Source organism: Niveispirillum irakense DSM 11586, assembly GCF_000429645.1.
In the GTDB taxonomy this organism is placed as follows: domain Bacteria; phylum Pseudomonadota; class Alphaproteobacteria; order Azospirillales; family Azospirillaceae; genus Niveispirillum; species Niveispirillum irakense.
The window spans coordinates 42,754-69,376 of record NZ_AUCG01000005.1; the positions used below are offsets into that span (position 1 = coordinate 42,754).

Consider the following 26,623-nt stretch of genomic DNA (forward strand, 5'->3'; position numbering starts at 1 on the left):
GGAAGAGACTCTTAGAGACCGTCCCCCGCCAGCCAGGCCAGATAGGCTGGAAGACCGTGGGTAATGGGCAAGGCGATGATACAGGGGACCTGATAGGGATGCAGTGCCTGTACCCTGTCCGACAAGGCCTGGAACCCGTCAGCAGGCAATTTGGCGATCAATACCAGTTCATCCGCCCGTTCCACCTTACCCTGCCAGCGATAGATACTCTCCATGCCGGGCAGAAGATTCACGCAGGTTGCCAGCCCCTCCGCCACCAGGGCCTCACCGATCCGGCGGCCCGTCTCCAAATCCGGCACCGTGATATAAGCCAGGATCATCGCCATTTACCCCTCCACGATGGTTGGGACTGTAGCGCGCTTGCAGGAGCCCGCTTCCAGCGGAAATGACAAGGCCGCTTCCCATCTGCACAGGCAAAAAATCGGCCTCAGAAAAAAAGTTAAAAGAATGCGATATCTTCATTGCATCCCCGGAACGTCGTGGATATAGTCCGCGCCCGAACGACGGCGGGTCAAACGCCGGTTGTTCCAGAGAGGTCGGAGCGTGGCGCAGCCTGGTAGCGCACTAGACTGGGGGTCTAGGGGTCGCAGGTTCGAATCCTGTCGCTCCGACCATTCTCTCTCCCTTGTACCCCAAGGGCTTACAGCGAAAAGCCGCCGTCAGACATGACGGCGGCTTTCGTGTTTTCTGGCTTGGGTGTAAATTTTGGGTGTAAGTCGCGCAGGCACCTACGCTCTCAAAGCCCCCCGCGATCAGCCAAGATGATCGCCGCCCCGCCAAAGCCGTGGGCCTGGTTCACCACAGCGACCGTGGGTCCCAATATCTGTTCATTCGCTAAAAGAGCGGCTGGCAGAAGCCGGCATCGAACCTTCGGTCGGAAGCGTCGGTGACAGTTACGACAATGCCCTGGCGGAGACGGTCAACGGACTGGTCAAGACCGAAATTATCCACCGTCGCGGGCCGTGGGGCAGTGTCGAGGCCGTGTAATACGCCACGCTGGAATGGGTCAATTGGTTCAACAACCGACACCTGCTCGAGCCAATCGGAAACATCCCACCCGCAGAAGCCGAAGCCAACTTCTATGCATACAGGATAACACAGGTATCGCCGTGGGAGGCTCCCGGCGATGCAAACAGAAAGGGCGGGTGGCATTGCGCCACCCGCTCCCGAAATTGCTAAACGTCCGTTTTCACGGATCAGGCTGACTTGGTGGTCGCCAGGTCGTAGGAGGCGATGATCGGCGACTGCGGATTGTGCTGGCTGTCGTACGGGATGTACTTCATCTCCACCTTGGTGAAGTTCAGCGTGATCTCCTCTTCCGGGCGATCGTTGGTGGCAACGATGTTGTAGGAGGAGATCAAGGTGTTGGTTAGGGTGAACTCGATATAGGTGTCGCCCGGATTGCCGGAAGACACGATATGGATCTTCGTCGTCACGCCGTTGCGGCCCGAGCAGGCCTGGGAGAACAGCTTGACCGAGGAACTGTCGCTGGTCTTGGTCAGCTTCACCTCACCCACCGAGGGCTCGGAGCCTTCACGGTTGTTGGTGGCACCGGCCAGCGTGTTCATGTGGCGGGACACACCCCATTCCAGGGTCTTGATGTCCGTCCACTGCTGATGGTTCTGATGGGTGGCATCGCCGGCGATACCCTCGATCTGCACGTAAATGGGCATGAGACGCTCCTCGTTTGATGAAAAGGACAAGATGAAAGGGTGACCGATGCTCAGGCCGCCGAACTGGCCGGTCGGCTATCCCAGCCGAGCTGGGGCACCATGTCGAGGTCGATGCGGAAGTCGCCGGCGGCGTCATCCCAATCGACTTTGGCGGCGGCAATGCTTTGCCGCGCGGCCAAGCTTTCCAGCAGGCGCCGCGACAGGGCCGGCATAAGCGAACGCGACAGCACATGCTCGATGGCACGCGCCCCCATGTCGCCTTCACCGCAGCGGGCCAGCAGCCGTTCCACGACGGCGGTGGAAACGGTGAGGCCGGCGCCATAGGTCTGGCGCACACGGGCCCGCAGCCGTTCCAACTGGATATCGATGATGGCGCGCAACTGATCGCCGCTCAGCGGCAGATAGGGCACCAGCGTGACGCGGCCCAGGAAAGCCGCCTTGTAATGTTTCAGCAATTCCGGGTGCAGCATCCCGGCCAGCCCATGCGCATCGGGCAGCGTGTCGGGATCGCCCCCTAGCGCCATCAGCAGGTCGGCACCGGCATTGGATGCCATCAGGATGGTGGTGTTGCGGAAATCGATGTCGCGCCCTTCGCCGTCGCGCAGGATGCCTTTGTCGAACACCTGATAGAACACGTCCTGCACGCCGGGATGGGCCTTCTCCATCTCGTCCAGCAGAAGCACACCATAGGGACGGCGGCGCACGGCTTCGGTCAGCACCCCGCCCTCGCCATAACCGACATAGCCCGGCGGGGAACCCATCAGGAGGGACACCTTGTGCTCTTCCTTGAATTCCGACATGTTGATGACGGTCAGGCTCTGTTCCCCGCCATAGAGCATGTCGGCCAGCGCCAGGGCTGTTTCCGTTTTGCCGACGCCGCTGGGGCCGGCCAGCAGGAACACGGCCGGCGGCTTGCGCGGATCATGGATGCCGGCGCGCGCTGTGTGCAGCACATCGGCGATCAGACCCAGCGCGCCATCCTGGCCCACCACCCGCTTACGCAGCCGGTCTTCCAGGCCCAGCACATTCTCCACCTCCGAGGACAGCATCCGGCCGACCGGGATGCCGGTCCAGCGGGCGACGACGCTGGCCACGGCGGCGGCCGTCACATCATCATGCAGCAGCGGGGTTTCCCCCTGCAGGGCGGCCAGTTCGCGGCGCAAGGTCGCATGCCGCTCCCGCAGGCCCATCGCCTCGTCCTCGTCCAGAACTGCGGCATCCGGGTCCTCCAACCTGGCGCCGGTATCGGCAATCTTGCCGATCAGAGCCTGTTCGGCCTCCCAGCGTCCGGTCAGTTCCGCCTTGCGGGCCCGCACGTCCGCCAGCCGTTCGGCCAGCGCATCCAGGGCGTTATCATGGTCGGTACCCAGGCGGGTTTCCCGCATCAGCACGGCCTGTTCGGCCTCGATGGTTTCAACGTCGCGGCCCAAGGCTTCCAGTGCCTCCGGCGTGCCGGCCCGGCTCATGGCAACCATGGCGCAGGCGGTGTCCAGCAGGCTGACGCATTTGTCGGGCAATTGCCGGCCGCTGATATAGCGGTGAGAGAGATGTACGGATGCCCGCACCGCCTCATCCAGGATGCGCACACCATGGTGGCGCTCCAGGGTCGGCACCAGACCGCGCATCATGGCGATGGCCATCCTGGGATCCGGCTCCTCCACCTTCACCGGCTGGAAGCGGCGGGTCAGGGCGGCGTCGCGCTCGACATAGCGCTTATACTCGCTCCAGGTGGTAGCGGCGATCATGCGCAGCGCACCGCGGGCCAGGTCGGGCTTCAGCAGGTTGGCAGCATCGCCCTGCCCAGCCTGTCCGCCGGCACCAATCAGGGTATGCGCCTCGTCCACGAACAGGATCACCGGCTTGGGCGATCCCTTCACCTCGTCGATCACGCCTTTCAGGCGGTTCTCGAACTCCCCCTTCACTCCGGCCCCGGCCTGCAACAGCCCCAGATCCAGGGTGCGAATGGAAACCTCGCGCAATGCGGCAGGCACGTCACCGGCTGCGATGCGCAGGGCCAGGCTTTCCACAACGGCAGTCTTGCCGACGCCCGCCTCGCCCACCAGGATCGGGTTGTTCTGGCGGCGACGGGTCAGAATATCCACCACCTGCCGCACTTCGGCATCGCGGCCGATGATCGGGTCGATGCGACCGTCACGGGCCTCCTGGGTCAGGTCGATCGTATAGGCGTCCAGGTTGGGCATACGGCCACCGGTGTGCGGCGGTGCCGCGCCGCCCTCGGCGCCCGTCTGGCGGGCTGGATCGACGGCGGCCATGGCTTCAAGCCCGGCGCGGTCCAGATCGGCTAGCCATCCAGCCAGATCACCCATCGCCAAATTGCCCCGCTCATCCTGGCAGAGCGCCAACAGCAGGTGCAGTGGGCTGACGGAAGCAGCCTTGAAACGCAGCGATGCGACCAGCCACGCCTCGCGCATGAGCGTCACCACGCGCGGGGAAAAGGCCGGCGGTCGGCTACTGCCCGTGCGGCAGCGTTCCAGGGCGCGTTCCAGAACCCGGCGGAGCGCATCTTCGGTCACCCCCAGACGGCGCAGCGCCGGCGCCAGCACGCCATCGGGCCGATCCAGCAGAGCCAGCAACCAATGCTCGATCTCAATCTCATAATGGCTGCGGGCCATGGCGGTACCGGCTGCAGCCTCAAGCGCACGGCGCGAATATTCATCCAGGCTTGCCACCAGGGTTCTCAAATCCATCGCATCCATGATTACCGCCTGTGTTCGATAAGGTTAGATGGCGCAGAGCCGAACGAAGCGTCACAATTCGTAAATAATTGCATCATTTAAAAGAATCAAAATTGAATAACGTTATAGATACTGAAATTTTCAACCATATAAACCCGATATTGGGATTACCACTTCTGAACCAAGATATTTTTTATTTCTAAAGTACAGTCAACACTCATCAATACCACTAACATCGATCACTGTATCATCCGGATCTCTTACCATCGGAAATGCGCTCAGCCAGCCGTCGTACCCCAAACGCACCCCGGCAGTCGGGTGGCTATCCAAGACACAGTCGGGAACGTCATCGCGGCGCAGAATCAGCTGTACGTCAAAATCCAGCCCGGCTCCGACATAGAGCCGGGTCAGTTCGACCAGACGCTTAAGGCCTGCCGCGCCGGGTAGGTGGTCCTGGAACTGTCGCCGTGACAGCGGGCCCAGGATCAGACGAAAACGCCCCTGCACATCCCACATGCGGGCACCAGCCACGCTATCCACGCCCAGACGGTTGTAACCGCCCAACTGTCCGAAGCTACCCTGCAGGCAGGTCTGTTCGGACGCCGGAATGGCGATCCAGCGGCCATGAAACTGGCGTACCTGAACGGGCACCCCGCAGGCATCGGCCAGCATCCGTTCCAGGGAAACGGCGGCACGTGGCTGCTGGCTGAACAGACCGGCGAAATAGACCATCACCTCGTCACGCACCGACAAGCGTCCGCGCAGATGGGCGGTGCCGAAACCGGCCATGGACAGCAGCGCCATGGTGGCGGGATCACTGCCCGAGAGACCATGACGCTCGTAGAGCGCTGGCAGCCGATAGCGCCGCCAAGCCTGGAAGAACAGCGCCCCGATCCGGTCGTTAAACAGGTCCAGGAAAGCAGCGAACCCCGGCGTACGGTCCTTCAGGCTGCGGATGATGGTTTCGGTATAGACCTGCGGCAAGGCGGATACCGGGCCGGTCAGGGTCATCAGGTTCAGTGCCATGCCGGCCCGACCATCCCCCTCCTCCCCTGGACCCGGCAGTGAAAGCCGCTGGATTTCATGGGCGGGGAAACTAAGCGAGGCATTGGCGGAAAACCGAACCGGAAGGTCGGAATCGTTTCCATCCTCGTTCGCCGCCGTCAATTGCCGTTCAAGCAATTGCACGGCGCGGAACAGATCAAACCGCTGCGGCTGATCGCGCAGCAGATCGATGAGCGGGGGTGGGTTGGTGGCGTGGCTCATACCACCAACCCGCCACCGATCCGCGCCGGCCAGCGCGCCGTCAGTTCGCTGCGTCCCTTGGCGCGCAGGCCCAGTCGAGTGAAGGAATTGATGCTGGCATAGAGGGAGAAGAAACGCTCCAGCACGGCTGCCAGCAGAAAGATGCCAGTGGTGCCCACGCGCTCAGGATCCAACACCAGCTCGATATCCAGGCCCCGGCACAGGGTGGCGACATCGGTATGTGGGGCTCGCGCCGTCGCTCGTTTGGCGCTGACCGAGATGACGGCATCGACCAGGGCACGCGTTTCCGGCGTATCCTTCAGATCGTAAAGCCGCAGGATGGAACGCAGCGCATCAGCCCCATTCGGCCCCTCGACCAGTGATAGATGGTTCAGGGACAGGTGGGATATCAGCCGCCAGCGCGCGCCATTGCCCGTCTCTGGCCGGATCACCGGCGTCGGCGGCGTCAGGCAGACGATGGATTGCAGCGGGCCGCCATTGGACAGGATGAATTGCGGATGCCCGCCCCCGAAGGGAAGCTGGGCTGGCAGGTCGCGATTGAAGCACAGCGTCTCCACGCTCACCGTCCAGTCGGCGGGGACCGAAGGGTTCAGGCCCAGATCGACCAGGGACAGGAACATATCTGTGCTGGGATCACGGCTGGATCGCGGACGGCGCATCGCGTGCCAGAAATGCTGCTGCCGGTCGGGGCGGGCCGACTGGTGGCTGCCATAGAGCGGGGTGATTTCCACCTTTTCCCCGCGTGGGGAAGAGGCAGTGACGCGGTTGATAGCGTAGATTTCTCGCGCCTCCGGCCGCCTTGCATCCGGCTGCACCAGATATTCATTGACCTCATGGCCCAGGATGATCGGCTCCGCTGCCTGGCGGAACAGGTTGACCACCGGCACGCAACCCAGCGCGAACACGGCCGGGCGGACAAGTTTTTCCCCCTCCGGCCAAGCGCGGTCCAGATAGAGATAGATCTCCATCTCCTTGCCCACGCCCCGTAGGATACGTGCCGACAGGCCGCGCAAATCGACGAACAGGAACTTTTCCGGAAAGGCGAACAGCTCCGACAACAGACGGTAGCCGATGAAGGATTGCGGGCCATAGGGGACCATGCCGTCGTCGGGCTCGAACCCCACCGCCGACAGATGATCTGGCCCCAGCGTCACTGGCATCGGATCATTCACATCCTCCACCAGCGCCATGCCGATCACATTGTTCAGCAGCAGTTCATGCAGCCGGTACACCACCTCGGGCGCGCCGTTCAGGAAGAAGCGCAGCCGATCCGGACCCAGTTCCGTCAGGCTCATGCCCTGGGCGGTCGAGGCGATTTTCAGGCGCAGCACGGACTTGGCCTGACGCGCGACCGGCACCAGAGGTGCGGCGGCTGGCATGGAGGCCAAGCTGGCCGCCGTCACATGGATCGGCCAGATTTCCGTGGGCATGGTGGTGCGGAAACGGCAGGGCTCGCCGCGCACCGGCTCCGTTTCCAGCGCCGCGCCGCGCGGCACGGCATGGCTGCCGGTCAGTTCCGGTGCCGCCTTCATCTGCACCACGGCCATGGAGGGCATGGGCGTCACGTAATGCGGATACAGCATGCCCAGCAGGGCGTCGGTCAGTTCCGGGAAATCATCATCCAGCTTCTGGCGCACGCGCGCTGTCAGATAGGCAAAGCTTTCGATCAGCCGAGCGACATGCGGGTCGTCCACGGCATTCGGGCTGACACGCAGATTGCCGGCGACCTTAGGATTGTCGGACGCGAACTGCGCGGCGGATCGCCGGATGGAGGCCAGTTCCTGGGAATAGAAGGAAAGGAACGTATCAGGCATGGCTGCCACTCTTGATGGAGAAGGTCTGGCTGACCGGATCGAAGACGGATTCGAACACGATGGGCTCCGGCGACGGCTCCACCCGGATCACCGCCTCCACCCGGAAACGCAGGGTACGGTCAAGCGCATGGTCGCTGGAAATGACGGAAACAGAGACGGCAGCCAGACGCGGTTCGAAATGGCGGATCGCCGTTTCCAGGGCGCGACCGAACAGGACGTGTCGCTCGGCTGTCGCCATGTTGATGGCTGTGAAGTCGGGGATACCGTAGCGCAGGGGACTGCGCGCCAGTTCCCCGATCTCCCCGCCCGGCACGCCGGGCCGGCGGCGGGTGTTCAGCAGTGCCTCCAAGTCGCGACGGATCGCCTGCTTCAACTGGGCCAGTGCGGTGTTCCAGCCAACCTGACGCAGGGCCGGGCCTTCCACTGGCTGCAACAGACGGTCCAGGACGGAGGGGGTGATGGTGACGGGGGCCGGCGGCATGGTCTTACGCGGCCTCACGGCTTTGGAAGCGCAGACCCGTCAGTTCCATCACCGGTACGGCACGGTCGCCGACGAGGAAACAGCGCTGCCCCTTGCCTCGTACCAGCCCGTCGCAGTCGTCGATCCAGTCGGTGGCGCGGCCCAGCTTGAAGCCGGCACTGTCCGGCGCGATGCCGGCATAGATTGCGGGCATGTAGAGGGTGCCAGCGGTGCCGTCATTCATGGTCACCCGCACCTCCCGCCAGATCAAATCCAGCAGGTGCTTGCCCGGCACGAAATCCAGCCCCGCCACATCACCCTGATCGACCCACAGATAGCGGCCATCCATGGTCAGCAGTTCCAGCAGGCCACCGATACTGTCATCCAAATCACGAAAATCGTCGAACCCCTGGCCGGTGGCGGGAATACGCGCCACCTCCGCCTGGGCATAGAGATCGGCAGCAGCCTTCGCGTCTCCTTCCCGCCACTTCACCCCCGCCTCCAGATGCAGGCGCACGCTCTGCGTCGCCTCACGCAGCAGTTCCGGCGGGCGACCGGCGCGATACCAGTCCTGGCGCGCCGTCTCTGCCCGGATCAGGTGACGGACGACGCTGACCCGGCGCTGGAACTCCGGTGCCTGGTTCAGCAGGATGGCGAGCTGCGCATCGGCGCGCTCCAGGTCACCATTGATGCAGAACAGTTCGGCCAGCCGGAAACGGACGGCACGGTCGGTCGGCGACTGGCGCACCTTGTCGGTGGCGGTGGCGATGGCGCCGGGCAGGTCATCGGCATCGATGCGGTCTTGCAGGGCGGTGGCGGTCATGGACGTTAATTCCTTACAGGAAAAAGACTTGCAGCTTGGCTTCGACAAGCTGCCTCCCCCCGCGAAAAGGGGGGAAGGCAGGAAGAAACTTCACGCGTCACGCCTGCGGCCCCACCAGTTCCGTCACCAGGCGGAAACTGGTCTGGATGTCGTCAAGTTGAAAATGCGGCTTCAGATGAATGACGCAGCCGAAGGCGCCGGGCCGGCCGGCAATGTCGCGCACCTGCACCTCCGCCTCGCGCAGCGGATAGCGGGCCTTGAAGGCGGTGGCAGCATCATCATTGCCCAGGCAATAGCTGCGCAGCCAGTTGCGCAGGTGATCCTCGAAATCCGAGGCGGTCGCGAAGGAGCCGATCTTGTCGCGGCCGATCAGCTTGATGTAATGGGCGAAGCGTGAGGCGCAGAGGACATATTGCAGCATCGCCGACAGCCGCGCATTCGACGTGGCCGTGGCCCGGTCATATGTCTTGGCATTGTGCAGGGATTGGGTACTGTAGAAGACGCAGGCATCCAGGTAGCCGACGCGCGACAGCGGCACCATGCCCATCTCACTCAACTGCTTTTCCTGGGTATCAGAGAGATAGACCTCCAGCGGTGCTGCCGTCGGGCCAGAATGGCCAAAGGATGGGAAGGCGTGGCCGGGGAAGTCCATGACGACGCCGCCCGTATCCATCTCCTCCGGCGCGCCCCGGATATCGGCGAACCAGCCATAATGATGGTAGGCCCGCATCGCCACCGTGGCGAAGGCGAAGGCGGCATTGCCCCAAAGATAATCTCTCGCACCCGGCCGCCCGGCATGTTCGGCGAAGCGGAACCCGTCGACACGGGACGGATCGTGGCCATAGGGCCGGCGCATCAGGATGCGCGGCAGGGCCAAACCGACGAACCGTGCATCGTCGGCATCGCGCAAGGCCCGCCAGCGGATGAAATCCGGCCCGTCGAAGGACCGCGACAGGTCCGCCGTGCCGCCCATGTCGCTGAAACTGTCCAGCCCGAACAGAGCCGGCGAGCAACTGGTGACGAAGGGGCAGAAGGCTGCCGCCGCCACGGCGGCGATGGATTTCAGCGTTCCCACATCGTCGGTCGGGTGATCGGCGCTGCGATTATGGCGGACATAGTAATCGCCGATCAGCAGGCCGAATGGCTCCCCACCCGGCGTGCCAAATTCCTCATTGTAGACCTTGGCGAAAAGCTGGCTCTGGTCGAACTCGATCGATCGTTCCAAATCGCGCGCCAGTTCCCGCCAGGCCACGTCCAGCATGCGGATCTTCACCGCCCGCGCCGACGCCGCCGTCTCGACAAGCTGAAGCAGGCCCCGCCAGGAGGCCTCCAACTGCTGAAAGCGCGGATGATGCAGGATGGCGTTCACCTGCGCCGTCAGCAGCCGGTCAATGGCGGCGATCATCTGGTCAATGATCAGCCGCTTGTCGGGATGGCGACGCAAGGACGCGCGCCAGTCGGCGCCCCCCGTGGCCGGGGCGGGGTGCCGGACGGGTGAGTTACCCGCCGGCGCCGCCTTGGTCGGGGGCGTCAACTCCAGGGTTTGATGCATTATTGCTTGCTCGGGATGCGGGCCACCATGCGCAGGGACGTGGTCAGCTCTTCCATCTGCAGCCAAGGCCGCAACCAGGCGATGGCGTTATAGGAGCCGGGCTTGCCGGGGATTTCCTTCACCGTGATCTTCGCCTCACGCAGCGGATAGGCGGCCTTCATCTCCTGGCCGGCCCCTTCGTTGGCGTTGACATAATTGTTGATCCAGCGGTTCAGCCAAGCCTCGCAATCCTCGACCTCCAGGAAGGAGCCGATCTTGTCGCGCGCCATCACCTTCAGGTAATGGGCGAACCGCGAGGTCGCCATCATATAGGGGAGGCGGGCGGAGATGGCGGCGTTGGCCGTCGCGTCAGGCCGGTCGTACTTCTTGGGCTTCTGTACGGTCTGGGCGCCGAAGAACACGGCATAGTCAGTGTTCTTGTAATGGCAGAGCGGCAGGAAGCCCAGCTTGCCCAATTCGGCGTCGCGACGGTCGGTGATGCCGATCTCCGTCGGGCATTTCTGGTCCGGATCGCCATCATCGCTGGTGAAGATATAGGTTGGCAGGCTTTCCACCTTGCCCCCACCTTCCGCACCGCGGATGGCGGTGCACCAGCCATACTTGGCGAACGCCTCCGTCATGCGCGCACCCATAACGTAGGACGCGTTCATCCAGCAATAATGGTCATGCTCCTGCGACTGGTTGCGCCCGTCCCTGCCGGGCGGCGTTTCCTCGTAATTGAACTCATCGATGGTCAGCGTGTTCGACCCATAGGGCAGGCGCGCCAGGACGCGCGGCATGGTCAGGGTGACGAAACGACTGTCCTCGCTGTCCCGGAAGCTGCGCCACTGGGTATATTCGACCGTGTCGAAGATCTTCTCCAGATCGCGCGGCTTGGCCAGATCCCGGAAATCCTGAAAACCGAAAAGCTTCGGGCTGGCAGCCGACACGAAGGGCGCGAAGGCGGCGGCCGAGATGGACGAGATGCTGGTCAGCATCTGCACATCCTCGGGATGGTTGGTGAATTCATAATCACCGATCAGCATGCCATAGGGCTCACCGCCCGGCGTGCCGAACTCGTTCTCGTAGAGCTTCTTGAACAGTTCGCTCTGGTCGAACTCCACCGCCTTGGACAGATCCTTCATCAGTTCGCGCTTGCGCACGTTCAGGACGCGGATTTTCAGGTTGGCGCTGGTCTCAGTATTCATCACCATGTGATGCAAACCGCGCCAGCTTCCTTCCAATTTCAGGAAGTCAGGGTGGTGCATGATGGCGGCAAGCTGCTTGGACAGCTTGGCGTCCAGCGCCTTAACCGCCTCATTGATGGTCAAGGTCAAGTTACGGCTGTAGGTGACGGTGCCGTTCAGCGCCTCCTGCGTCAGGGTGCGCAGCAGTTCCTCAACACGGGACGGCTCGGTCTGCTTGGTGGCGCTGATGGCCTGGTCCAGCAGCGACAAGCCGCCTTCCAGGGTTTCCGCCTCGGAACGGGGGGAGACAAGCGTTTGGGCGGACATCACTTCACCTCTTCGGGCTGGGCGGTCAGTTGCTCGGACAGCTTGCGCAGTTGCGCATCGTCCTGAAGGATCTGCTCCAGCAGGTCCTCAAGCTGGGTGGAACGGTCGGCCTTGGTCAGCAGATCGCGGAGCTGGTTGCGGGTTTCCAGCAGTTCGCGCAAGGCCGGCACCTGCTGAACGATCTGGCCGGGCTCCATATCCTCAAGGGAGGCGAATTTAAGCTCCACGGCCATTTCACTGCCGTCGCCGGCCAGTTCGTTGGCCACGCGCAGGCGAAGCTGCGGCGCCATGCGGGCCAGGATGTCGTTGAAATTGTCGCGGTCGATCTGGATGAACTTGCGGTCCTTCAGCGGCTTCACGTCGTCGGACGGATCGCCGGAGAAATCGCCCAGGACGCCGACGACGAAGGGAAGCTCCTTCTCCACCATCGCGCCATCGGTCTCGACCTCGTACTTGATATGTACCCGGGGCTTACGGACCCGCTCCAGCTTGTCATGCACACTGGCCATTTCACTTCTCCTGAGAACTAAAGGGTTGGATCAGAGCGTGGTCATCGGGGTGGGTCAGGAAGGGGGCGGCGGCACCCTGATTCCAGCCGCCGTCAGCATGGCACTGCGCACCGCCGGGTCGGCGACCAGTTCAGCCAGCAATTCCGGCAAAGTCATCTGGCCGCGCCGTACCAAATCCTCGATCGTGTAGGAGATCGGGGAATGCGGCTCGGTACGGCGAAAGAAGCGGCCGATATCCGCCAGCAGGCGCAATGCCTCCTCCCGGCTGGGAATACCTTCAGGCCCGGTCATGGCCGGCAGAGACGGCGACTGGATCGGGGTGCCGCGTGCATCCGTTTCCAAGATCGAGGCGCTGTTATCGGCATAGGCCTTCTCCGTTGCTTCCGCCGTCACCTCCTCCTCGGCCAAGCCGGTAAGGTAGAGGGCGGCCCGTTCGATCTCTTCCAGCAGATTGGCGATGGTGGAGGTGGGAGGACCCTCGGCGCCGCAGCGCTGTAACAGGATCCGATCCAGCGCGGTGAATGCATCGCGGCAGGCGCGGATATCGGACAGCAGCCGCCGTCGTTCCTCCATCGGTACCTGCGCCATGCGCAGGCGCAGCGTGTCGGGCGTGTCGGGCGCCGGGCGACCGGGGCGTGAGCGGGTATCCGGCGTCTGCACGGTCCGCTGCGCCAGCTCGAAATGCCAGAAAGCGAAGGGCGCCACACCGGCATCGGTGCGGATCAGCCCCACCTTGCGGATGGGCTGGATCAGGGTGCCTTCCGCGCCAATGCCGTTCAAACCGGCAACGGCGGCCATACGCACGCCCACACCATCCTCGTCCAGCTCCGGATGCACGCTGTCCCAGTAATCCCCAGCCAGGCCCGCCAGCAGCCGGAACCCGTCGGCCAGTCCGGCGAAACCGCCCAGCCGTACTGCCGCCTCCACCACCCAGACGGCGATCTCCATATCCTTGGACCGTTCAGCCAGGACGGTGCTGCCGGTTTCCAGTATCTGCTGCCATTCCTTGGTGGGCGCCTGGGCCTCGTCGTCACTGTCGGCCCGCCGTTCCACGGCGCGCGCGGTGGCCCGCATGTCCTTTAATTGATAATAGACAGCGTCACCGCCGCCCTGGCTGCGCAGGTCGACACCGCAGGGGGGGCGCTCCCCTTCCACCGGCGCCAGCAATTTTCCTAGATCGAGAAAGCCCATGCTCACCCCCTGCCCCTGGCGAACAGGCCGGAAAGGCGGGATAGCAGGCCGGGTTGGGCGACGGCCGCGGGATTGTCCAGGGCACGCACCAGTGCCGAGAGGTCGGATGCGCGATGTCTGGGATCGGGATGCAGCATGGATTTCACCACCGGGCGCAGCCGGTCGGGAACGGCATCCAGCGGCGGCACGCCGCTGCGGGCTTCCACCGCTTGTTCCATGGTCTGGCCCATGGGCAGCTTCTCGCCGCGTGCGGCGGCAGCGATGACCAGACCCAGGCTGTAGATGTCGGACGCCACACCGATGGCCCCGCCATGCATGCCAAGCTGTTCGGGCGAGGCGAAGGAAAATTTGCCGGCAAAATCCAGCCCGTCGCGTGGCGTCACGCCACCCCGCAGTTCCGCAGCCACCCCGAAATCGATGATCTTGGCAGCCGCCGGATTATCGTCGGGCAGCAGGATATTGTCCGGCGACACGTCGCGATGCACCAGACCGGCGGCATGGATGGCGGACAAACCTCCTGCCAGCCGGCGCAGCAGCGCCTCCAATGCCGACAGCCGCAGCGGTCCGCGCCGAATGAGCTGCGACAGCGACGGCCCATCAACATATTCCAGCAACAGCATGGAACGACCGTCATTGTCGCGGTACAACCCGGCGCAATCGACCACAGCCTCATGCCGCACCCTGCGCAGCAATCGCCCTTCGGAATGGAACAGCCCGACAATGCGCGGGTCATCGCGATAAGAAGGAATGATCACCTTGATGGCATGATCGGTCTTCAGGTCGCGGTGGCGGACGCGGTAGATCTCACCCATGCCGCCACGGGCCAACAGGGTACGCACCTTGAACGTGTTCAGCATCACCGCGCCTGGCGCGAGCGACCAGCCGCTGCTGTCGGGCGGTGCCTCACCGGCCTCATCGTCCCGCCCGTCGATGGATTTGGCAATGTAGCGTTCCAGCACGCCGCGCGCCGTGCGCAGCAGGTCAACCGTTTCCGCCTCAGCCAACCCGGTGCGCCTGGCCTCCGCCCGGATGGCACCGATCAGGCCGGCAAGATGGGTTTCCACCACCTCACGCGTCTTGGCCTTGGCCAGCGGCCCGGGTGTGGCTTTGATGGCGGTGAACTCGACGGGTTCCACCAGCGGGGAGGCGTCCCCAGGCATGCAAAGGGTCGGTTCGTCGGGAATGACGGGCTTCTGACCCAGCAGGAGGGAGGTTTCCTCGTCCGGGATGACGGGCGGCGCCAGCAGCAGGGACGTTTCCTCGTCCGGCACGACGGGTTCACCCAGCATCAGCGAGGTCATCTCGTCGGGAACCTGCTCCATCGGCTGATCCTCCTCCCGCACGGAGGCACGGATAGCTTGGCTCATGCCCCCACCTCCCCGGCGGGTTCGGCCGGTTGCTCCATCTTCACCGGCACGGCATCGGCCGGGATATCGACGATGATGGCGGTCAGGTTGTCGGGGGCGCCGGAGACCAGGATATTCTCCACCAGCGCATCCACCGCCTCACGCGGGGGGAGGCTGGTGATGATCTGGCCGATCTCCGCATCGCGGAGAACCTTGGTCACGCCATCACTGCACAGCAGAAACCGGTCACCAGGCTGCAACGTGTCATGCACCATGTCCACCTCCAACCCGTCAGCGGCACCGACAGCCCGGGTTACCAACATCGTGCTACGCTGGTTGTTCCCCAGCCCGGCGGCAACATGGTCGGAGGTGAGTTGGCGCAACGCCCCATCGCGCAGCAGATAGATGCGGCTATCGCCGGCCCACAGGCAGGAGAAGCGGTTGGCGTAGACCAGCAACACGACGGCTGTGGATGCGATCACCGCCTGGTCGTCTAGCAGCCGCGCCCGGTCGCGCAGCATGCTGTTGGCATCCTTCAGCGCGTCACGGACATCATCCACGAAGCCAGCATAGGAAAGCGGCGGCAGCACGTTTTCCAGGATGTTGACGATGGTAGCGCTGGCCACCTCGCCATCGGAATGGCCGCCCAGCCCATCGGCCACGCACCACAGCCCGATCTCCTCGCGCAGCAGCAGGGCGTCCTGGTTCACGGGACGACGGGTGCCTGGATGGGTACGGCCATGGGCCGGCATCGGTGCCACGGGACGCAGCAGCAGGATCGGCAGAGCGGTCTCGTCCAGATGCAACACACTGTCCGCCGGCCGCTCCCAGCCCCATTCCTCCCAATGCCCGTCCATGAAGGCGGCGAAGTTCTGCGGAGCTGGCAGGCCGGGCGCGATCAGCAGGGAGGAGGCGACCCGGTCGGAACCGGTGGTCCACCACAGGCTGAAACTGTTATTAAAGCCGATCAGCACCTGATCCAGCAGCCGTCCATAGGTGTCGGCCAGGGGGCCTCCGCCCTGCCCTTCCAGCCCAACGCGCAGGCCGTGATTGCCGACCGCACCGCGCGTTGTGTCATAGGGCGGGGCACCCAGGGCCGACAGGGCGTGATCGAATTGCTCGAACACGAACCCATCCTCCAGGGAAGACAGCGCCAGGTTCTCCACCTTATCGAACCAGCCGCGCGCCGTCTCGATCAGGCGGATCGGGGCGACGCAGCCTGGCAGCGGCGCCGCCAGCACCAGCGGGAAATAGCGGCCCACCCGGTCGACGGACGGCATCAGCACGCCGGCTAGCGGCGTCTCGCCGCAAACGCCCGGCCCCAACACGAAGCGCCAGATCGGGGTTTCCAGGTAGGAGGGCAGCCAGGCTTCCCCCATCTGGCGGCGCGAGGTGGCGATAGAGGCTTGCAGCCACTCGTCAAGCGGACGCACCAGCCCCGGCCCCAGCCGGCGCGAGACGAAGTCACCCCGCGCCGGGATCTTGCCGAAGAAACCCGGCTCATGCGCCGAAGCGCCGGTATTTAGAACGAGGTTGGACAACGGAACTCCCTCAATTCTTTGAGGACCAGGGGATTGAGTGCGGTGCTGGACCGGATCTCGAAAACGGCGTTGTGACCGTCGGCGGCGAAGGAGACGCGGGCCGTGTCGGTGCCCGTGGCGGAAACCCCGCCCTTGTCGGCCAGCCGGAACAGGGCCCAGGGACCGGTTTGGGTCAGGCCCTGCGGAGTGCCGGAAGTCGTTTCGAACACCACGCGCGCCACGCCGTCGGCCTCACCCGCCGGCCATTTCAGGCCGGTCGGCCATTGCGGGCCGTGGCGGTACTCCACCTCCTGCCCGCCGCTGGACAGGCGCACGCCCGTGGCCTTAGGGTCCAGCATTATCGGCGTCACCTGCAGGGTGACATTCGGGGACTGGCCACCATCGGGGAAGAAAGCGTCGCGGATTTGCGCTGCGTTCTGGAAGGCGACCAGCACAGAGCCGGGAATGCCCAAGCCCGTACCGCCAACGCGGTTCCACTTCCACCGTGCGCTGGACGTATCGACCAGCGGTCGCAGGTGGGTGTTGAAGAACTTGTCCATCATGCCGTTGGGCGCGAACAGGCGGGTGAAGTCGCCCACGGAGATTTCCGTGTCGGCGCCGGCATCGAACGGGTAGCGGCCCCGCACGGCCCGCCGGCAGAAACCGCCAACCTCCCCACCCCACAGGTTGGCAAGCTGGGCGCGTGCCCCGCCCACAGACTGCTGCGATATGCCGTCGGAGAAGGCGCCGACCCAGGCAGCCACGGGCTGCGGCAGTTGCGGCACCTGGGCACTCAACCGCTGGATCGGCCCGCCGCTGCCTCCGCGTGAGGCGCGGGCATACATGTCAAGCTGACCATTAGCGGGGCCGGAGGCAACCGCACTCAGTTCCTCATAAGCGTTGGACAGCAGGCGCAGCAAATCCTCCACGCGGGCGGGCGCGCCATCCACCGGCGTCACGAAATCAGCGATGGGCTGGAAATGCTGGGTGACGCCGTTGGCCCCGACCGGCACGTTGGCCGCCGCAGCCGCCACGGCCGCCGCATCGTTGGGATCGACGCCGGGTGGCACCGACAGGCGCGTCTCATCCGCCACCGCGCGCAGCAGCTTCAGCATCGGCATGTCGGGACCGGAGACCATGTTCAGGACGGTGACGGTCTGCTGCACATCTTCCATCGGCACGATGCGGATATCGTTCAGCATCTCGTCCCAGACCCGGACATAATCGGCGAAGTAGAGTTCCAGGACGCGGGCGCGCACCTGCTCCATCTGCGGGGCGGCCGGACCTTCCTTGTCACCCATCACCCAGCTTTGCTCCTGCACCTCCTTCTGCACGGCATCCAGTGCCGGCAGGAAGGCCTTGTAGAAGCCTTCACGGGTGTAGACGCCCGGAATGCCATCATTCAACGGCTGGCCGGACAGGCGGGTGAAGACACGCTCGCCGGTGCCACCAGCATGGTTGACGGGCAGCCACTGCTTCTGCTGGGCGACGTCGCCGCGCTGGCGAACCAGGGCGTAGACACGCTCGGCCGGGGTCAGCTTTTCCAGGCTGCGGCGGGACTGGTCGATCAAGTTGGCATCCAACGCGATGGGCGCCAGGTTGCCGGCCAGCAGGCTGTTCAGATGACGGCCAAGGCTGTCGCGCACCGCCTGGTTGGACGGGCCGGGATAGCGGCTGCTCCAGTCATTGACCATCCAGGTGCGGACAGCAGTCGTGTCAAGCGGGCCATGGCTACCCAGCATCAGATAGATGCGCAAGGCGGCGGCGGTGAAATCATCTTCGCCCTGGCGCTCGCGGATCTGGTTCTGCAACCGGACCAGCAGGCGCGGCAGCAGCAGGCCATTCAGCGCGTTATGATAGGCATTGCCATGTACGGCGGTCAGCTTATCGCCCTGATACAGGCCGAAGGTCAGCCAGCTACCCGCATCCTTGCCTTCCTCGGTCAGGCCGGTGGGCAAGGCGCGCAGGATGTCCAGCGGCTTGACCACGCGAGGCAGGTCGTCATCGGCGACATTCTGCGTCGGGATGCCTTCCACCGCCTTCTCATAGTCGGCCAGTTGCTCGTTGATCTGCGCCACCTGGCGCTCATTGGTGCGATAGCCCGTGGTCCAGGCGTAGGCCATCACCGCCAGCATCGTGAAGGCCAGGGCATAGGCGGCGATGCGCAGGCGGCGGCGGCGTTCCTCTTCCTTGGGATTGAGGCTGACGACGGCGGCCTCCGCGAACATCACTTCGCGGAACAGTTTGTTCAGGAAATAGGCGCGGCCCTGGCGGTTATGCGCTGGCAAGCGCACGGGCTCCAGCCCGAAGGTCGAGGTGATGGTGGCCATCGTCCGGTCAATGGGCATGCCCTGCTGGACCGAACTGGTGAAATAGACGCCACGCAGCAACGGACGGCCATCATAGGCGCTGGACCGGAAGATCTCGGTCAAGACTTCCAGCATGGCGTCGCCCAGGCTGGCCACCTGATTGGGGAAGTTGAACACCAGACCGCGGCGGTCGATATCGCTTTCCTGCTGCACCCGTTCGAGCAGCCGTTCGTTCAGGCGCGCGATCAGGGCTTCCAGTTCCTGCGGGAACAGGGTGACAACGCCAGCATTCTCCGCCGAGCCATCATCCAGCGGATAGGTCATGCCCCAGACCTGCTCACGGTCGGCCTTGCCCAGCCCGTCGAAATATTCAACGAAGCCCGGCACCAGATCGACCTTCGTGAACAGCACATAGACCGGCACGCGGATGCCGAAACTGTCATACAGTTCGTTCAGGCGCTGGCGAATGGCACGGGCATGGTTCAGGCGCTCGGTAGGGTCCGGCGACATCAGGTCGGCCAGGCTGATCACGACGATGGCGCCATTTACCGGCTGGCGGGTGCGATAGGTCTTAAGCAGGTCCAGGAAGCCCAGCCATGCCTTCTGGTCGGCCTGCGGGTCGCTGTCCTGGGTGGTGTAGCGACCGGCCGTGTCCAGCAGGATGGCTTGGTCGGTGAACCACCAGTCGCAGTTGCGGGTGCCGCCGATACCCTTCAGCGGGTCGCGGCCCATGGTGTTGGACAAGGGGAAATTCAGGCCCGAGGTCAGCAGGGCCGTGCTTTTGCCCGAACCCGGCGGTCCGATCATCATGTACCAGGGAAGCTGGTAGAGATGCGACCGGCCCATGCCGCCGCCACCGGCTTTCTTGCGCAGGGTGGACAAGGCCTCCATCAGGCGCTCGCGCAACTGGCGCAGCTCATCGGCCGACGTGTCACCGCGTTTGTCGGCCTCCCCCGCCTGGGTCAGGTCGCGCATCATACGGTCATCGGTCTTGCGGGCCTTGAAATTGACCTGAAGGTTGAAAGCGGCCCAGACGACGAAGATTGCGACACAGGCGACCATGCGCGCCATGTCGCTTTCCAGCGGACGGTAATCGCCGATAGCCACCAGCGCGCCGAAATACCAGACGATCAGCGCAAAGCCGACGGCCCAGATCAGCGACCAGACCCAGCGCGCGCGAAAGGGGCGGCCCAGCATCGACACATAGGGCTGGACCTGCATGGGAAGATATTGGGTGATCATTGCGGCGATCCTTCCACCGGGCTGCTGCGCAGGATCACGTCGATGCGACGGTTCGCTTCGCGACCGGCTTCGTCATCGTTGGAAGCGACGGGTTGGGTATCGGCCATGCCCTGGGCCTTCAGGCGCGCGGGGTCCTTCAGATGGGCGGCGATAACCGCCGTCACGGATTCCGCGCGCGCCTGCGACAGGTGCCAGTTGGACGGGAAGCGGATGGTACGGATGGGCACATTGTCGGTATGGCCGGTGATGGTCACCTGGCCGGCGCGCGTATCCAGCGCCTGGCCGATGCGGGTCAGCAGCCCGTCGTAACTGCCCTCCACCTGGGCGGAGCCGGACGGGAACATGCCGGCATTGCGGATGCGCACCACTGTGTCCGTACCCTGTGCCACCACCGACACCAGACCTGCCTTGATCTCTGGCGCCAGGAAGGCGGTGAAATGATCGACATCGCGGGCCTGGGCCTGCACCGGCGGGGCCGGATCGGCGATCTTGATGCTGGGCGCGCCCGCTGGCGGCAGGGTCGCCATCTTCTCCAGCGTGGCATCGGACTGGCCGTTCAGCGCGAAGCTGAAACCGGTGGCCATCAGGGTGATGAGGATCAGCATCACCGCCATGACAGTCCAGAACTCGATACCCGGCACCAGCGGCCGGTGCGGTGCCTCCACCCCACGCCAATGCGGTGCCAGTTCACGCTCCGGTTCACCCCGCAACTGCATCAGCGTGCGGTAGAGATTGTCGCGGATGCGGGAATGCTCCAGCGCCCCTTGGGCCAGAATGCGCAGCCGTCCCTCGAACCCCAGCGACAGGCAGAGATACATCAGTTCCAGGACATGGGCATTGCTGGCCGCATCCTTCAGAAGATGGTTCAGTAGGTCGTAGAAACGCTCGCCCCCCGTCACGTCGACATGGAAGGTGATGACCATGCTGGAGCGGGCCCAGGTGCTGCTGGCGCCCCAGGGCGTGTTCAGCACGACATCGTCCACGGTGGCGCACAGCGCGTAATGCGCGGCGCGCGCCGCCTCCGCCGACACGGGCGTGCCGTGGATGCGCTTCTCAAAGGTCTTGATCTCGTTGGCCACACGGTCGCGCAGATCGGTGATGTTGGGCTGGCTGGCTGACACCCGCAAACGACGGATCAGGTTCAGGAGCGGCCCGGCCGCGGCCACCACCGGGTTCAGCCCACCCAGCGTCAGGTCGATCGTATCGCTGGCGGCGAAATCTGACGGCGGCGGCACCACCGGTGCTGTGGCACCACCCGACGACGGGCGGCGACCGCCCGGTGTCGGCTTGATGATGGTTTCCTCATGCGTGGTTTGGCCGTAACTGGCATAGCCGGACATCAGGCGCTCCCCTTGATGGCCCAAAGCTCCATCTCAACCTGGGCGAATTCACCGGCCAGATGCAGGGCGATGCCGCCCGACGTCTGAAGCTGCTTGAAATGCGGGCTGGCGCGGTCCAGTTCGAAAAAGACCTGGCCGGAACGGTAGGGAAGCTGGCGCGGCGCCACCGGCAAGGCAGCGACCTTGATGCCGGGCAGCGCTACGTTCACCAATTGGGCGATCTGTTCCACCGGGCCAATCTTGACCTGGTTGGGAAACAGCCGGCGCAGGCTCTCCACCGGCATGTCGCCATTGACCGCCAGCACGAAATTCGCGTTGAACAGCAACGACCGGTCGGCAATGACGCCGACTTTGATGCCGTGGCGGCGCGGCTGCAAAGGTATGGGCACCGCATTCTGTTCCAGGACCGCCGACAGCGACGCGCGCAGATCGGCCATCACCGGGCGGAAGCTGCCTTGCAGGTCCTCGTGCCGGTAATCGGGAAACACGGTGGCGCGCTTGCCCTCCGCCGTGAAGGTCGCCAGTTCACCGGCGATCTCCACGCACAGCCGGTAGAAACGTTCCGGGTGCAGCATCGGGGCGGTGGCCGCATAATGGCGGAGCAGCGGCTCATACCGATTAACCGTCTGCAGCAGCATGAAATCGGCGATCTCAGCGGCACCCTTGGCACCCGATGAGGGGCCGGCGACGCGGGCCGCCAGTGCTTCGGCCCGGTGCTGGATCAGGGCCTGTATCTCGGTCAGGAAACCCTGCAGCGGCGGCTGCGCCGCGACGGACGTGGTGGGAGCAATGAACTGTTCATCCAGGATGATGGCACGGTCGGACCGCACCTCCACCACCCGCGCGATGGCAATCTTCTCATAGCCCGACAATGGCTGGGTTTCCGGCGCCAGGCGCAGGCGCAGGCGCGCCACATCCATCGACGCTGACTGGCCGCTGCCCAGATTGGCATCGTCCGCCTCGAACCGGGCAGGGACATAGCGGGTGATGGCATCCTCGGAATTGGGATTACCCACTTCCGCCGCTCCGGGCTGGCGCACCGGCAAAGTCAGATAGATCAGGCAGTTCTTCACATTATCGAACAACTCCAGCGGCGCCGGATGATCGGCATCGTCGGGAATGGAGAAGGGCGTGCCGTCCGGCAGGATGCCGCGCGCGGAGGCGATGGCGAGCTTGCCGATGCCCATCAGTTCCCGATTGATCACCAGTTCGCTGAAGCCCCACGAGAAGGGGGTCAGGGGGGCGGTGCGCGCCTCTACCAGCCGCTCGACATGGCGATCCGCCTGCTGGAAATGCTGGACCCTCAGGAACATGCCCTCGTTCCAGACCACGCGGTTGGCGGACATCATCATCGGGTGCCCCTCACTTGGTTTCTTGCGGGCGCTGCAGCACCGTGACACCATTGGCGCCTACTGTGACGTCCAGCACGACGGTGCCGGTCGCCGGTACGGCCACGACCTCGCGCCATTTCGCCTTGTCGATGCCGCGATAGGCGGCAGTCACGCCCACAAAATTCACCTTGTCGTTGGCCGGCAAGGTGACGAATTTCTGGTCGCCGGGGGCCAGCACCAGTTCATGGCGGTCCAGCATGTCGGCGCCGATAGTCTTGGCGTCCTGCTGGAGAAGCTGAATGGGGGCGGCCAGGGCGAAGCTGTCCTTGGCCGCCAGGCCATAGACCCGCACCACCACCGGGGCCGGACGGCCCTGGCTATCTGGATTCACGTCGCGCGCGCTGGTCACATACATGGGAATGGCTCCACGCGGCGGCGGCGGGTCGCTGGCACAGCCTGACAGCAGCAGGGCAACGGCGACGCCCAGGACGGGCAAGGTAGGAAGGCGGGATCGGATCATCTCTGTTCAGCCTATGCTCGCTAGAGATTGCTCAAAGACTGCGGAATTGCTTGGTATAGGCGGCGGAGAATTTGCCCCCCAGCGGCGGGCCGGAGGATTGCTCCCCCATGATCCGCTGATGGGTCTGCTCGTACTTCTCCCAGCAGCGGGCCTTGTGGACCTGCGGCAGCAGGGAACTGCCGACATCGGCACTGACCGCTTCCGGGGAAAGCTGTTCCAGCACGTCGCCTACCACCGTCTTCATGCCAGCGATCAGCGCCACCTCATGGGCCTTGATGTCCCGCAGGCTTTCACGGATCGCCTCGGGCGCATCCATAAAGCCGGTGACACGGCGACCGATCAGCACGGCCAGCGTGCCATCCAGGTTTGCGGAGAATTTCAGCGGGTTGTTTTCCTTGGCTCGCAGCAGGGTATGTTCGATGCGGAATTCCGACTTCAGGAAAGCCCGCAGTTCCAGCAACTCGCGCAGCCCCCCTACCGCCTCCCGGAAGGCCAGCCCTACCTTGTGCATCAAGGCCGCATGATCAGCATTGTCGAGGGCATCCAGCGGCAGACCCAGGCCGGCCATGAAGGCCTCCACCGGATCACTGGGCCGCTCGACGACCGACAGCTCGGCCGGCCCCTCCCCCGGCTTAGGTGCTGGGGCCGCGACCGGCTCCTCCTCCACAACTGCACGCGGTGTCGGCCGGGAAAAGGCTGGGCGGACGATAGCCGGCTCCTCCGGCTCCGACACCGCCGGAACGGCAGGTGGTTCGGTTAGCACCCCACCTTCATCATCGGCGTGCCAATCGACGGGGATTACCGCACGCTGCACCGCGGGCGGCTCGAAATGGCTCGCCGTGCCGGGCCCGATCTCGAACGGGGTGAACCCGGTATCTGGCAGGCTTTCGACCATTTCGCGGTCATGGGAGTCCAGCGGATCGCCGATATGCCGGCGACCGCCCAATATATCGCTGACGGAGGTCGATCCGGCACCATAGGCGACGGGCGCGCTGTCCATCATGGAGTCCAGGCCGGATGGCACATCGCCGAAGACCGACCGTGCCGGCGCCGCTTGGGCGGCAACCGGTTCGTTGATCGCTACGCCCAGGCTGCAGGGGCCGAGATTGACGACATCGCCATCGCGCAGCGGCTGCGTATTGCCCTTGCCCAACGGAGCGACGGCATCGCCGACATAGACGCCGTTGGTGCTAGTATCGATGATGAAATAGCTACTGCCACGCCGCTCCAGCCGGCAATGCTGCTTGGACAGATGCCGGTTTGGATCGGAAACGATCCAATCATTCTCCGCCCCGCGACCGATGCTGAAACTGGCACCGTCGAAGCCGCGGGTTTCCCCTTCTGTCAGGGAACTGTCACCGGCTGTCAGAACCTTCAGGACAAGCGCCATTTCTTCCTCGTCGCCATTTGCGCGTCTGGGGAATTAGGGATTCGATCAGTAAAAGGTGCTTTTGATAGCATTTAAGAGAATTTTCGTTTTCAGAAATATATCTCATAGAGTGAAAGTCACTTTCACACGAAAAATGAGTATCACAGGCTCTGTTAAGCAACTATTATCTATTTGGTGTTATGATCATGAGGCATATTTTTGCTATATAGTTAGCACAAAGAGGCAAACCATCCACTAGTTTGGATCACCACTTCAGGATTACACGCTTTCGGGATAGGGCAGTCCTCTGGTGGAAATCCGCTTTACCAGCCGATGGTTATAGACCAGGAAACAGATGAGCATCCTGTCGGTCCCATCATTTCGCCGATTTTCCAAAAAAACAAATTATCAGTGAATTATAATATTCATTATTTTTGCGTACTATTGTAATATTTTTAGCCTTTCTGATAAGTCCCGAAACTTTTATACAGTTTCCTAAAATGGAAAACTTAATTCAATTTTCATAATATTTAGGAAAATTCGTTCGAATCCCCGACATCCAAATGGCGTGTTTTATAAAATAAATATAAGATACAGGGCTGAAATTTGCTCTTTTACAAATCATCTCCCTTCAGGGGTACCCCAATTGCCGTCGCCAAGTGCCCATCCGCTGCGTTGCCAAAACCCGCTTAACGCGAATATTCCATGACTTATCCAGTTTCTGGGAATGATCCATCGGCCTGAGGTTCAGGGATCAGACATGGACGGATACACGCAGATCAACCGGATGCTGTCGATTGACACGCCGCTGGGCCCTGACCAGTTGCTGCTGGAAGCGTTTGAGGGGACGGAGGGTGTTTCCAGCCTGTTCAGCTTCCGCGCGACGGTGCGGGCCGGGTTCGACGATCTGGACCCGGCCAGCCTGATCGCCCAGCCGGTCAACCTGCATCTGCGCCTCAACGAGGGGTCCTATCGCACCTTCAACGGCATCGTCGCCAGCCTGACGGCGGGCCATGCCGCTGGGCGCGGCCAGCGCCATTACGAGCTGGAGGTCCTGCCCTGGCTCTGGCTGCTGACCCGCACCAGCGATTGCCGCATCTTCCAGAACAAGAACAGTCTGGAGATCCTGGCCACCATCTTCGACGAGATGGGCCACAGCCAGTATGATTTCTCCATGGCTGGCAGCCCGCCGCCGCGGCCCTATTGCGTGCAGTATCGCGAGACCGACTTCGCCTTCGTCTGCCGCCTGATGGAGGAGGACGGGCTCTATTTCTTCTTCCGCCACGAACCCGGCAAGCACACCCTGGTCCTGGCCACACAGACCAGCGCCTATCAGTCAGGCGCGGAACCCACCATCCCGTTCAGTGCAACATCGGCCCTGTCCAACCATATCAAGGAATGGAAACGCCGCCATTCCTACCAGGCCAGCGCCTGGACCATCGCTGATTATAATTTCGAGACCAGCAAGCTGCGGCTGAACCAGACCGTCCCCACCATCTCCAACTTCCAGCAGCAGCCCCAGCACGAGCATTTCGAGTTTCCCGGACTGCATGGCGATCCCGGCGATGGCGAGCGCCGCGCCAAGCTGAACATGCAGGCCGAGGAGGTGGAGCGCGAGACCATCCAGGGAACGTCCGACGCCCGCACGCTGGCCCCCATCGGCCGCTTCCAGATGAACGGGCATCCCGTCCTGGCGGAGAACGGCTCCTATGTCGTGCTGTCGGTCACCCATTCCGCCCGAGACCAGAGCTATGAGACCGGCGGCGGCAATACAACGCAATACCAGAACAGCTTCACCTGCATCCCGGCATCGACACCCTTCGTGCCTAAACGCGTGACGCCGCGCCCCACCATCCCCGGCATGCAAACCGCCATCGTCGTCGGACCCAAGGGCCAGGACATCCATACCGACGCCTACGGCCGCGTGAAGGTGCAGTTCTACTGGGATCGCCGTGGCACCGCCGACGATCGCTCATCCTGCTGGATCCGCGCCTCCCAAAGCTGGGCCGGACGAGGCTTCGGCGCCCAGACCATCCCGCGTGTCGGCATGGAGGTCGTCGTCGGCTTCATGGAGGGCAATCCCGACCGCCCCGTCATCCTGGGAATGGTCCCAAATTCCGAAACATCCGCCCCCCTTTCCCTACCCGCCCAGAAAACACAGACCGCGTT

At 63.6% G+C, this 26,623-nt stretch carries 19 protein-coding genes, 1 tRNA gene and 1 pseudogene; 3 read left to right on the forward strand and 18 right to left on the reverse strand.

Going from position 1 to position 26,623, the window contains the following annotated elements; genetic code table 11:
• Nucleotides 1–11: 11 nt before the first annotated feature.
• Nucleotides 12–326 (reverse strand): divalent-cation tolerance protein CutA, encoded by a 315-nt coding sequence (cutA, locus tag G473_RS0102620; RefSeq protein ID WP_029011824.1) that lies wholly within the window; start codon nucleotides 324–326, stop codon nucleotides 12–14.
• 211 nt (nucleotides 327–537) lie between these two features.
• On the opposite strand from cutA, the gene G473_RS0102625 reads away from it, so the two are divergent.
• Together G473_RS0102625 and G473_RS29765 are read left to right on the forward strand one after the other, a co-directional pair.
• Nucleotides 538–614, forward strand: a tRNA-Pro gene (locus tag G473_RS0102625).
• Nucleotides 615–763: 149 nt separating this feature from the next.
• Nucleotides 764–1,179: pseudogene (locus tag G473_RS29765) on the forward strand (integrase core domain-containing protein); the annotation flags it as partial.
• 17 nt (nucleotides 1,180–1,196) lie between these two features.
• Here the strand turns inward: G473_RS29765 and G473_RS0102630 are convergent.
• The 17 genes from G473_RS0102630 to tagH all read right to left on the reverse strand — a co-directional run bounded on the left by G473_RS0102630 (nucleotide 1,197) and on the right by tagH (nucleotide 24,475).
• Nucleotides 1,197–1,673, reverse strand: a complete 477-nt coding sequence (locus G473_RS0102630; protein WP_029011825.1) for an Hcp family type VI secretion system effector — start codon at nucleotides 1,671–1,673, stop codon at nucleotides 1,197–1,199.
• 50 nt (nucleotides 1,674–1,723) lie between these two features.
• Nucleotides 1,724–4,381: a type VI secretion system ATPase TssH gene (gene tssH, locus G473_RS24725; protein ID WP_245579973.1), complete on the reverse strand. Its 2,658-nt coding sequence runs from the start codon at nucleotides 4,379–4,381 to the stop codon at nucleotides 1,724–1,726.
• A gap of 198 nt (nucleotides 4,382–4,579) precedes the next feature.
• Entirely contained in the window at nucleotides 4,580–5,635 is a 1,056-nt protein-coding gene (gene tssG, locus G473_RS0102640; RefSeq protein WP_029011826.1) for a type VI secretion system baseplate subunit TssG, read from the reverse strand.
• Nucleotides 5,632–7,449: a type VI secretion system baseplate subunit TssF gene (gene tssF, locus G473_RS0102645; RefSeq protein ID WP_029011827.1), complete on the reverse strand. Its 1,818-nt coding sequence runs from the start codon at nucleotides 7,447–7,449 to the stop codon at nucleotides 5,632–5,634. The genes tssG and tssF overlap by 4 nt, the downstream gene beginning before the upstream one ends.
• A complete protein-coding gene (gene tssE / locus G473_RS0102650; protein WP_029011828.1) occupies nucleotides 7,442–7,930 on the reverse strand; it encodes a type VI secretion system baseplate subunit TssE in 489 nt (162 codons plus the stop codon). The genes tssF and tssE overlap by 8 nt, the downstream gene beginning before the upstream one ends.
• A 4-nt stretch (nucleotides 7,931–7,934) precedes the next feature.
• The gene (locus G473_RS0102655) at nucleotides 7,935–8,732 is read right to left on the reverse strand and encodes a type VI secretion system accessory protein TagJ (protein WP_029011829.1); all 798 of its coding nucleotides are present in this window, start codon (nucleotides 8,730–8,732) and stop codon (nucleotides 7,935–7,937) included.
• Between the two features lie 97 nt (nucleotides 8,733–8,829).
• Nucleotides 8,830–10,284, reverse strand: coding sequence for a type VI secretion system contractile sheath large subunit (gene tssC, locus G473_RS24730; RefSeq protein ID WP_084437587.1), 1,455 nt, complete (start codon nucleotides 10,282–10,284; stop codon nucleotides 8,830–8,832).
• The gene (gene tssC / locus G473_RS0102665) at nucleotides 10,284–11,777 is read right to left on the reverse strand and encodes a type VI secretion system contractile sheath large subunit (RefSeq protein WP_029011830.1); all 1,494 of its coding nucleotides are present in this window, start codon (nucleotides 11,775–11,777) and stop codon (nucleotides 10,284–10,286) included. Before tssC (G473_RS0102665) ends, tssC (G473_RS24730) begins: the two co-directional genes overlap by 1 nt.
• Nucleotides 11,777–12,286, reverse strand: coding sequence for a type VI secretion system contractile sheath small subunit (gene tssB / locus G473_RS0102670; protein WP_029011831.1), 510 nt, complete (start codon nucleotides 12,284–12,286; stop codon nucleotides 11,777–11,779). The genes tssC (G473_RS0102665) and tssB overlap by 1 nt, the downstream gene beginning before the upstream one ends.
• A 54-nt stretch (nucleotides 12,287–12,340) precedes the next feature.
• Nucleotides 12,341–13,477, reverse strand: a complete 1,137-nt coding sequence (gene tssA, locus G473_RS0102675; protein WP_084437588.1) for a type VI secretion system protein TssA — start codon at nucleotides 13,475–13,477, stop codon at nucleotides 12,341–12,343.
• A gap of 2 nt (nucleotides 13,478–13,479) precedes the next feature.
• Entirely contained in the window at nucleotides 13,480–14,844 is a 1,365-nt protein-coding gene (locus G473_RS24735; protein ID WP_051329814.1) for a serine/threonine-protein kinase, read from the reverse strand.
• Nucleotides 14,841–16,364, reverse strand: coding sequence for a type VI secretion system-associated protein TagF (tagF, locus tag G473_RS28915; RefSeq protein WP_051329815.1), 1,524 nt, complete (start codon nucleotides 16,362–16,364; stop codon nucleotides 14,841–14,843). The genes G473_RS24735 and tagF overlap by 4 nt, the downstream gene beginning before the upstream one ends.
• Nucleotides 16,346–19,894 (reverse strand): type VI secretion system membrane subunit TssM, encoded by a 3,549-nt coding sequence (gene tssM / locus G473_RS0102695; protein WP_051329816.1) that lies wholly within the window; start codon nucleotides 19,892–19,894, stop codon nucleotides 16,346–16,348. Before tssM ends, tagF begins: the two co-directional genes overlap by 19 nt.
• Complete coding sequence (gene icmH, locus G473_RS24750; RefSeq protein WP_035705187.1) at nucleotides 19,891–21,234, reverse strand: type IVB secretion system protein IcmH/DotU; 1,344 nt, start codon at nucleotides 21,232–21,234, stop codon at nucleotides 19,891–19,893. Before icmH ends, tssM begins: the two co-directional genes overlap by 4 nt.
• Nucleotides 21,234–22,586 carry a type VI secretion system baseplate subunit TssK gene (tssK, locus tag G473_RS0102705; protein ID WP_342665640.1) on the reverse strand — a complete coding sequence of 451 codons (1,353 nt, stop codon included), beginning with the start codon at nucleotides 22,584–22,586 and terminating at the stop codon, nucleotides 21,234–21,236. Before tssK ends, icmH begins: the two co-directional genes overlap by 1 nt.
• A 10-nt stretch (nucleotides 22,587–22,596) precedes the next feature.
• Nucleotides 22,597–23,085: a type VI secretion system lipoprotein TssJ gene (gene tssJ / locus G473_RS24755; RefSeq protein ID WP_051329818.1), complete on the reverse strand. Its 489-nt coding sequence runs from the start codon at nucleotides 23,083–23,085 to the stop codon at nucleotides 22,597–22,599.
• A gap of 31 nt (nucleotides 23,086–23,116) precedes the next feature.
• Nucleotides 23,117–24,475: a type VI secretion system-associated FHA domain protein TagH gene (gene tagH, locus G473_RS0102715; RefSeq protein WP_029011835.1), complete on the reverse strand. Its 1,359-nt coding sequence runs from the start codon at nucleotides 24,473–24,475 to the stop codon at nucleotides 23,117–23,119.
• Nucleotides 24,476–25,214: 739 nt separating this feature from the next.
• On the opposite strand from tagH, the gene G473_RS0102725 reads away from it, so the two are divergent.
• Nucleotides 25,215–26,623, forward strand: a 1,409-nt coding sequence (locus tag G473_RS0102725; protein WP_029011836.1) for a type VI secretion system Vgr family protein, incomplete at its 3' end; no start/stop codon positions are given.

Coding starts and splice junctions, on each gene's coding strand:
- tssC (WP_084437587.1), bottom strand. CDS start 10,284: ATGCATCAAACCCTGGAGTTGACGCCCCCGACCAAGGCGGCGCCGGCG.
- tssK (WP_342665640.1), bottom strand. CDS start 22,586: ATGATGATGTCCGCCAACCGCGTGGTCTGGAACGAGGGCATGTTCCTG.
- G473_RS24735 (WP_051329814.1), bottom strand. CDS start 14,844: ATGAGCCAAGCTATCCGTGCCTCCGTGCGGGAGGAGGATCAGCCGATG.
- tssJ (WP_051329818.1), bottom strand. CDS start 23,085: ATGATCCGATCCCGCCTTCCTACCTTGCCCGTCCTGGGCGTCGCCGTT.
- icmH (WP_035705187.1), bottom strand. CDS start 21,234: ATGTCCGGCTATGCCAGTTACGGCCAAACCACGCATGAGGAAACCATC.
- tssC (WP_029011830.1), bottom strand. CDS start 11,777: ATGTCCGCCCAAACGCTTGTCTCCCCCCGTTCCGAGGCGGAAACCCTG.
- tssM (WP_051329816.1), bottom strand. CDS start 19,894: ATGATCACCCAATATCTTCCCATGCAGGTCCAGCCCTATGTGTCGATG.
- cutA (WP_029011824.1), bottom strand. CDS start 326: ATGGCGATGATCCTGGCTTATATCACGGTGCCGGATTTGGAGACGGGC.
- tssB (WP_029011831.1), bottom strand. CDS start 12,286: ATGGCCAGTGTGCATGACAAGCTGGAGCGGGTCCGTAAGCCCCGGGTA.
- tssH (WP_245579973.1), bottom strand. CDS start 4,381: ATGGATTTGAGAACCCTGGTGGCAAGCCTGGATGAATATTCGCGCCGT.
- tssA (WP_084437588.1), bottom strand. CDS start 13,477: ATGGGCTTTCTCGATCTAGGAAAATTGCTGGCGCCGGTGGAAGGGGAG.
- G473_RS0102655 (WP_029011829.1), bottom strand. CDS start 8,732: ATGACCGCCACCGCCCTGCAAGACCGCATCGATGCCGATGACCTGCCC.
- G473_RS0102630 (WP_029011825.1), bottom strand. CDS start 1,673: ATGCCCATTTACGTGCAGATCGAGGGTATCGCCGGCGATGCCACCCAT.
- tssE (WP_029011828.1), bottom strand. CDS start 7,930: ATGCCGCCGGCCCCCGTCACCATCACCCCCTCCGTCCTGGACCGTCTG.
- tagH (WP_029011835.1), bottom strand. CDS start 24,475: ATGGCGCTTGTCCTGAAGGTTCTGACAGCCGGTGACAGTTCCCTGACA.
- tssG (WP_029011826.1), bottom strand. CDS start 5,635: ATGAGCCACGCCACCAACCCACCCCCGCTCATCGATCTGCTGCGCGAT.
- tssF (WP_029011827.1), bottom strand. CDS start 7,449: ATGCCTGATACGTTCCTTTCCTTCTATTCCCAGGAACTGGCCTCCATC.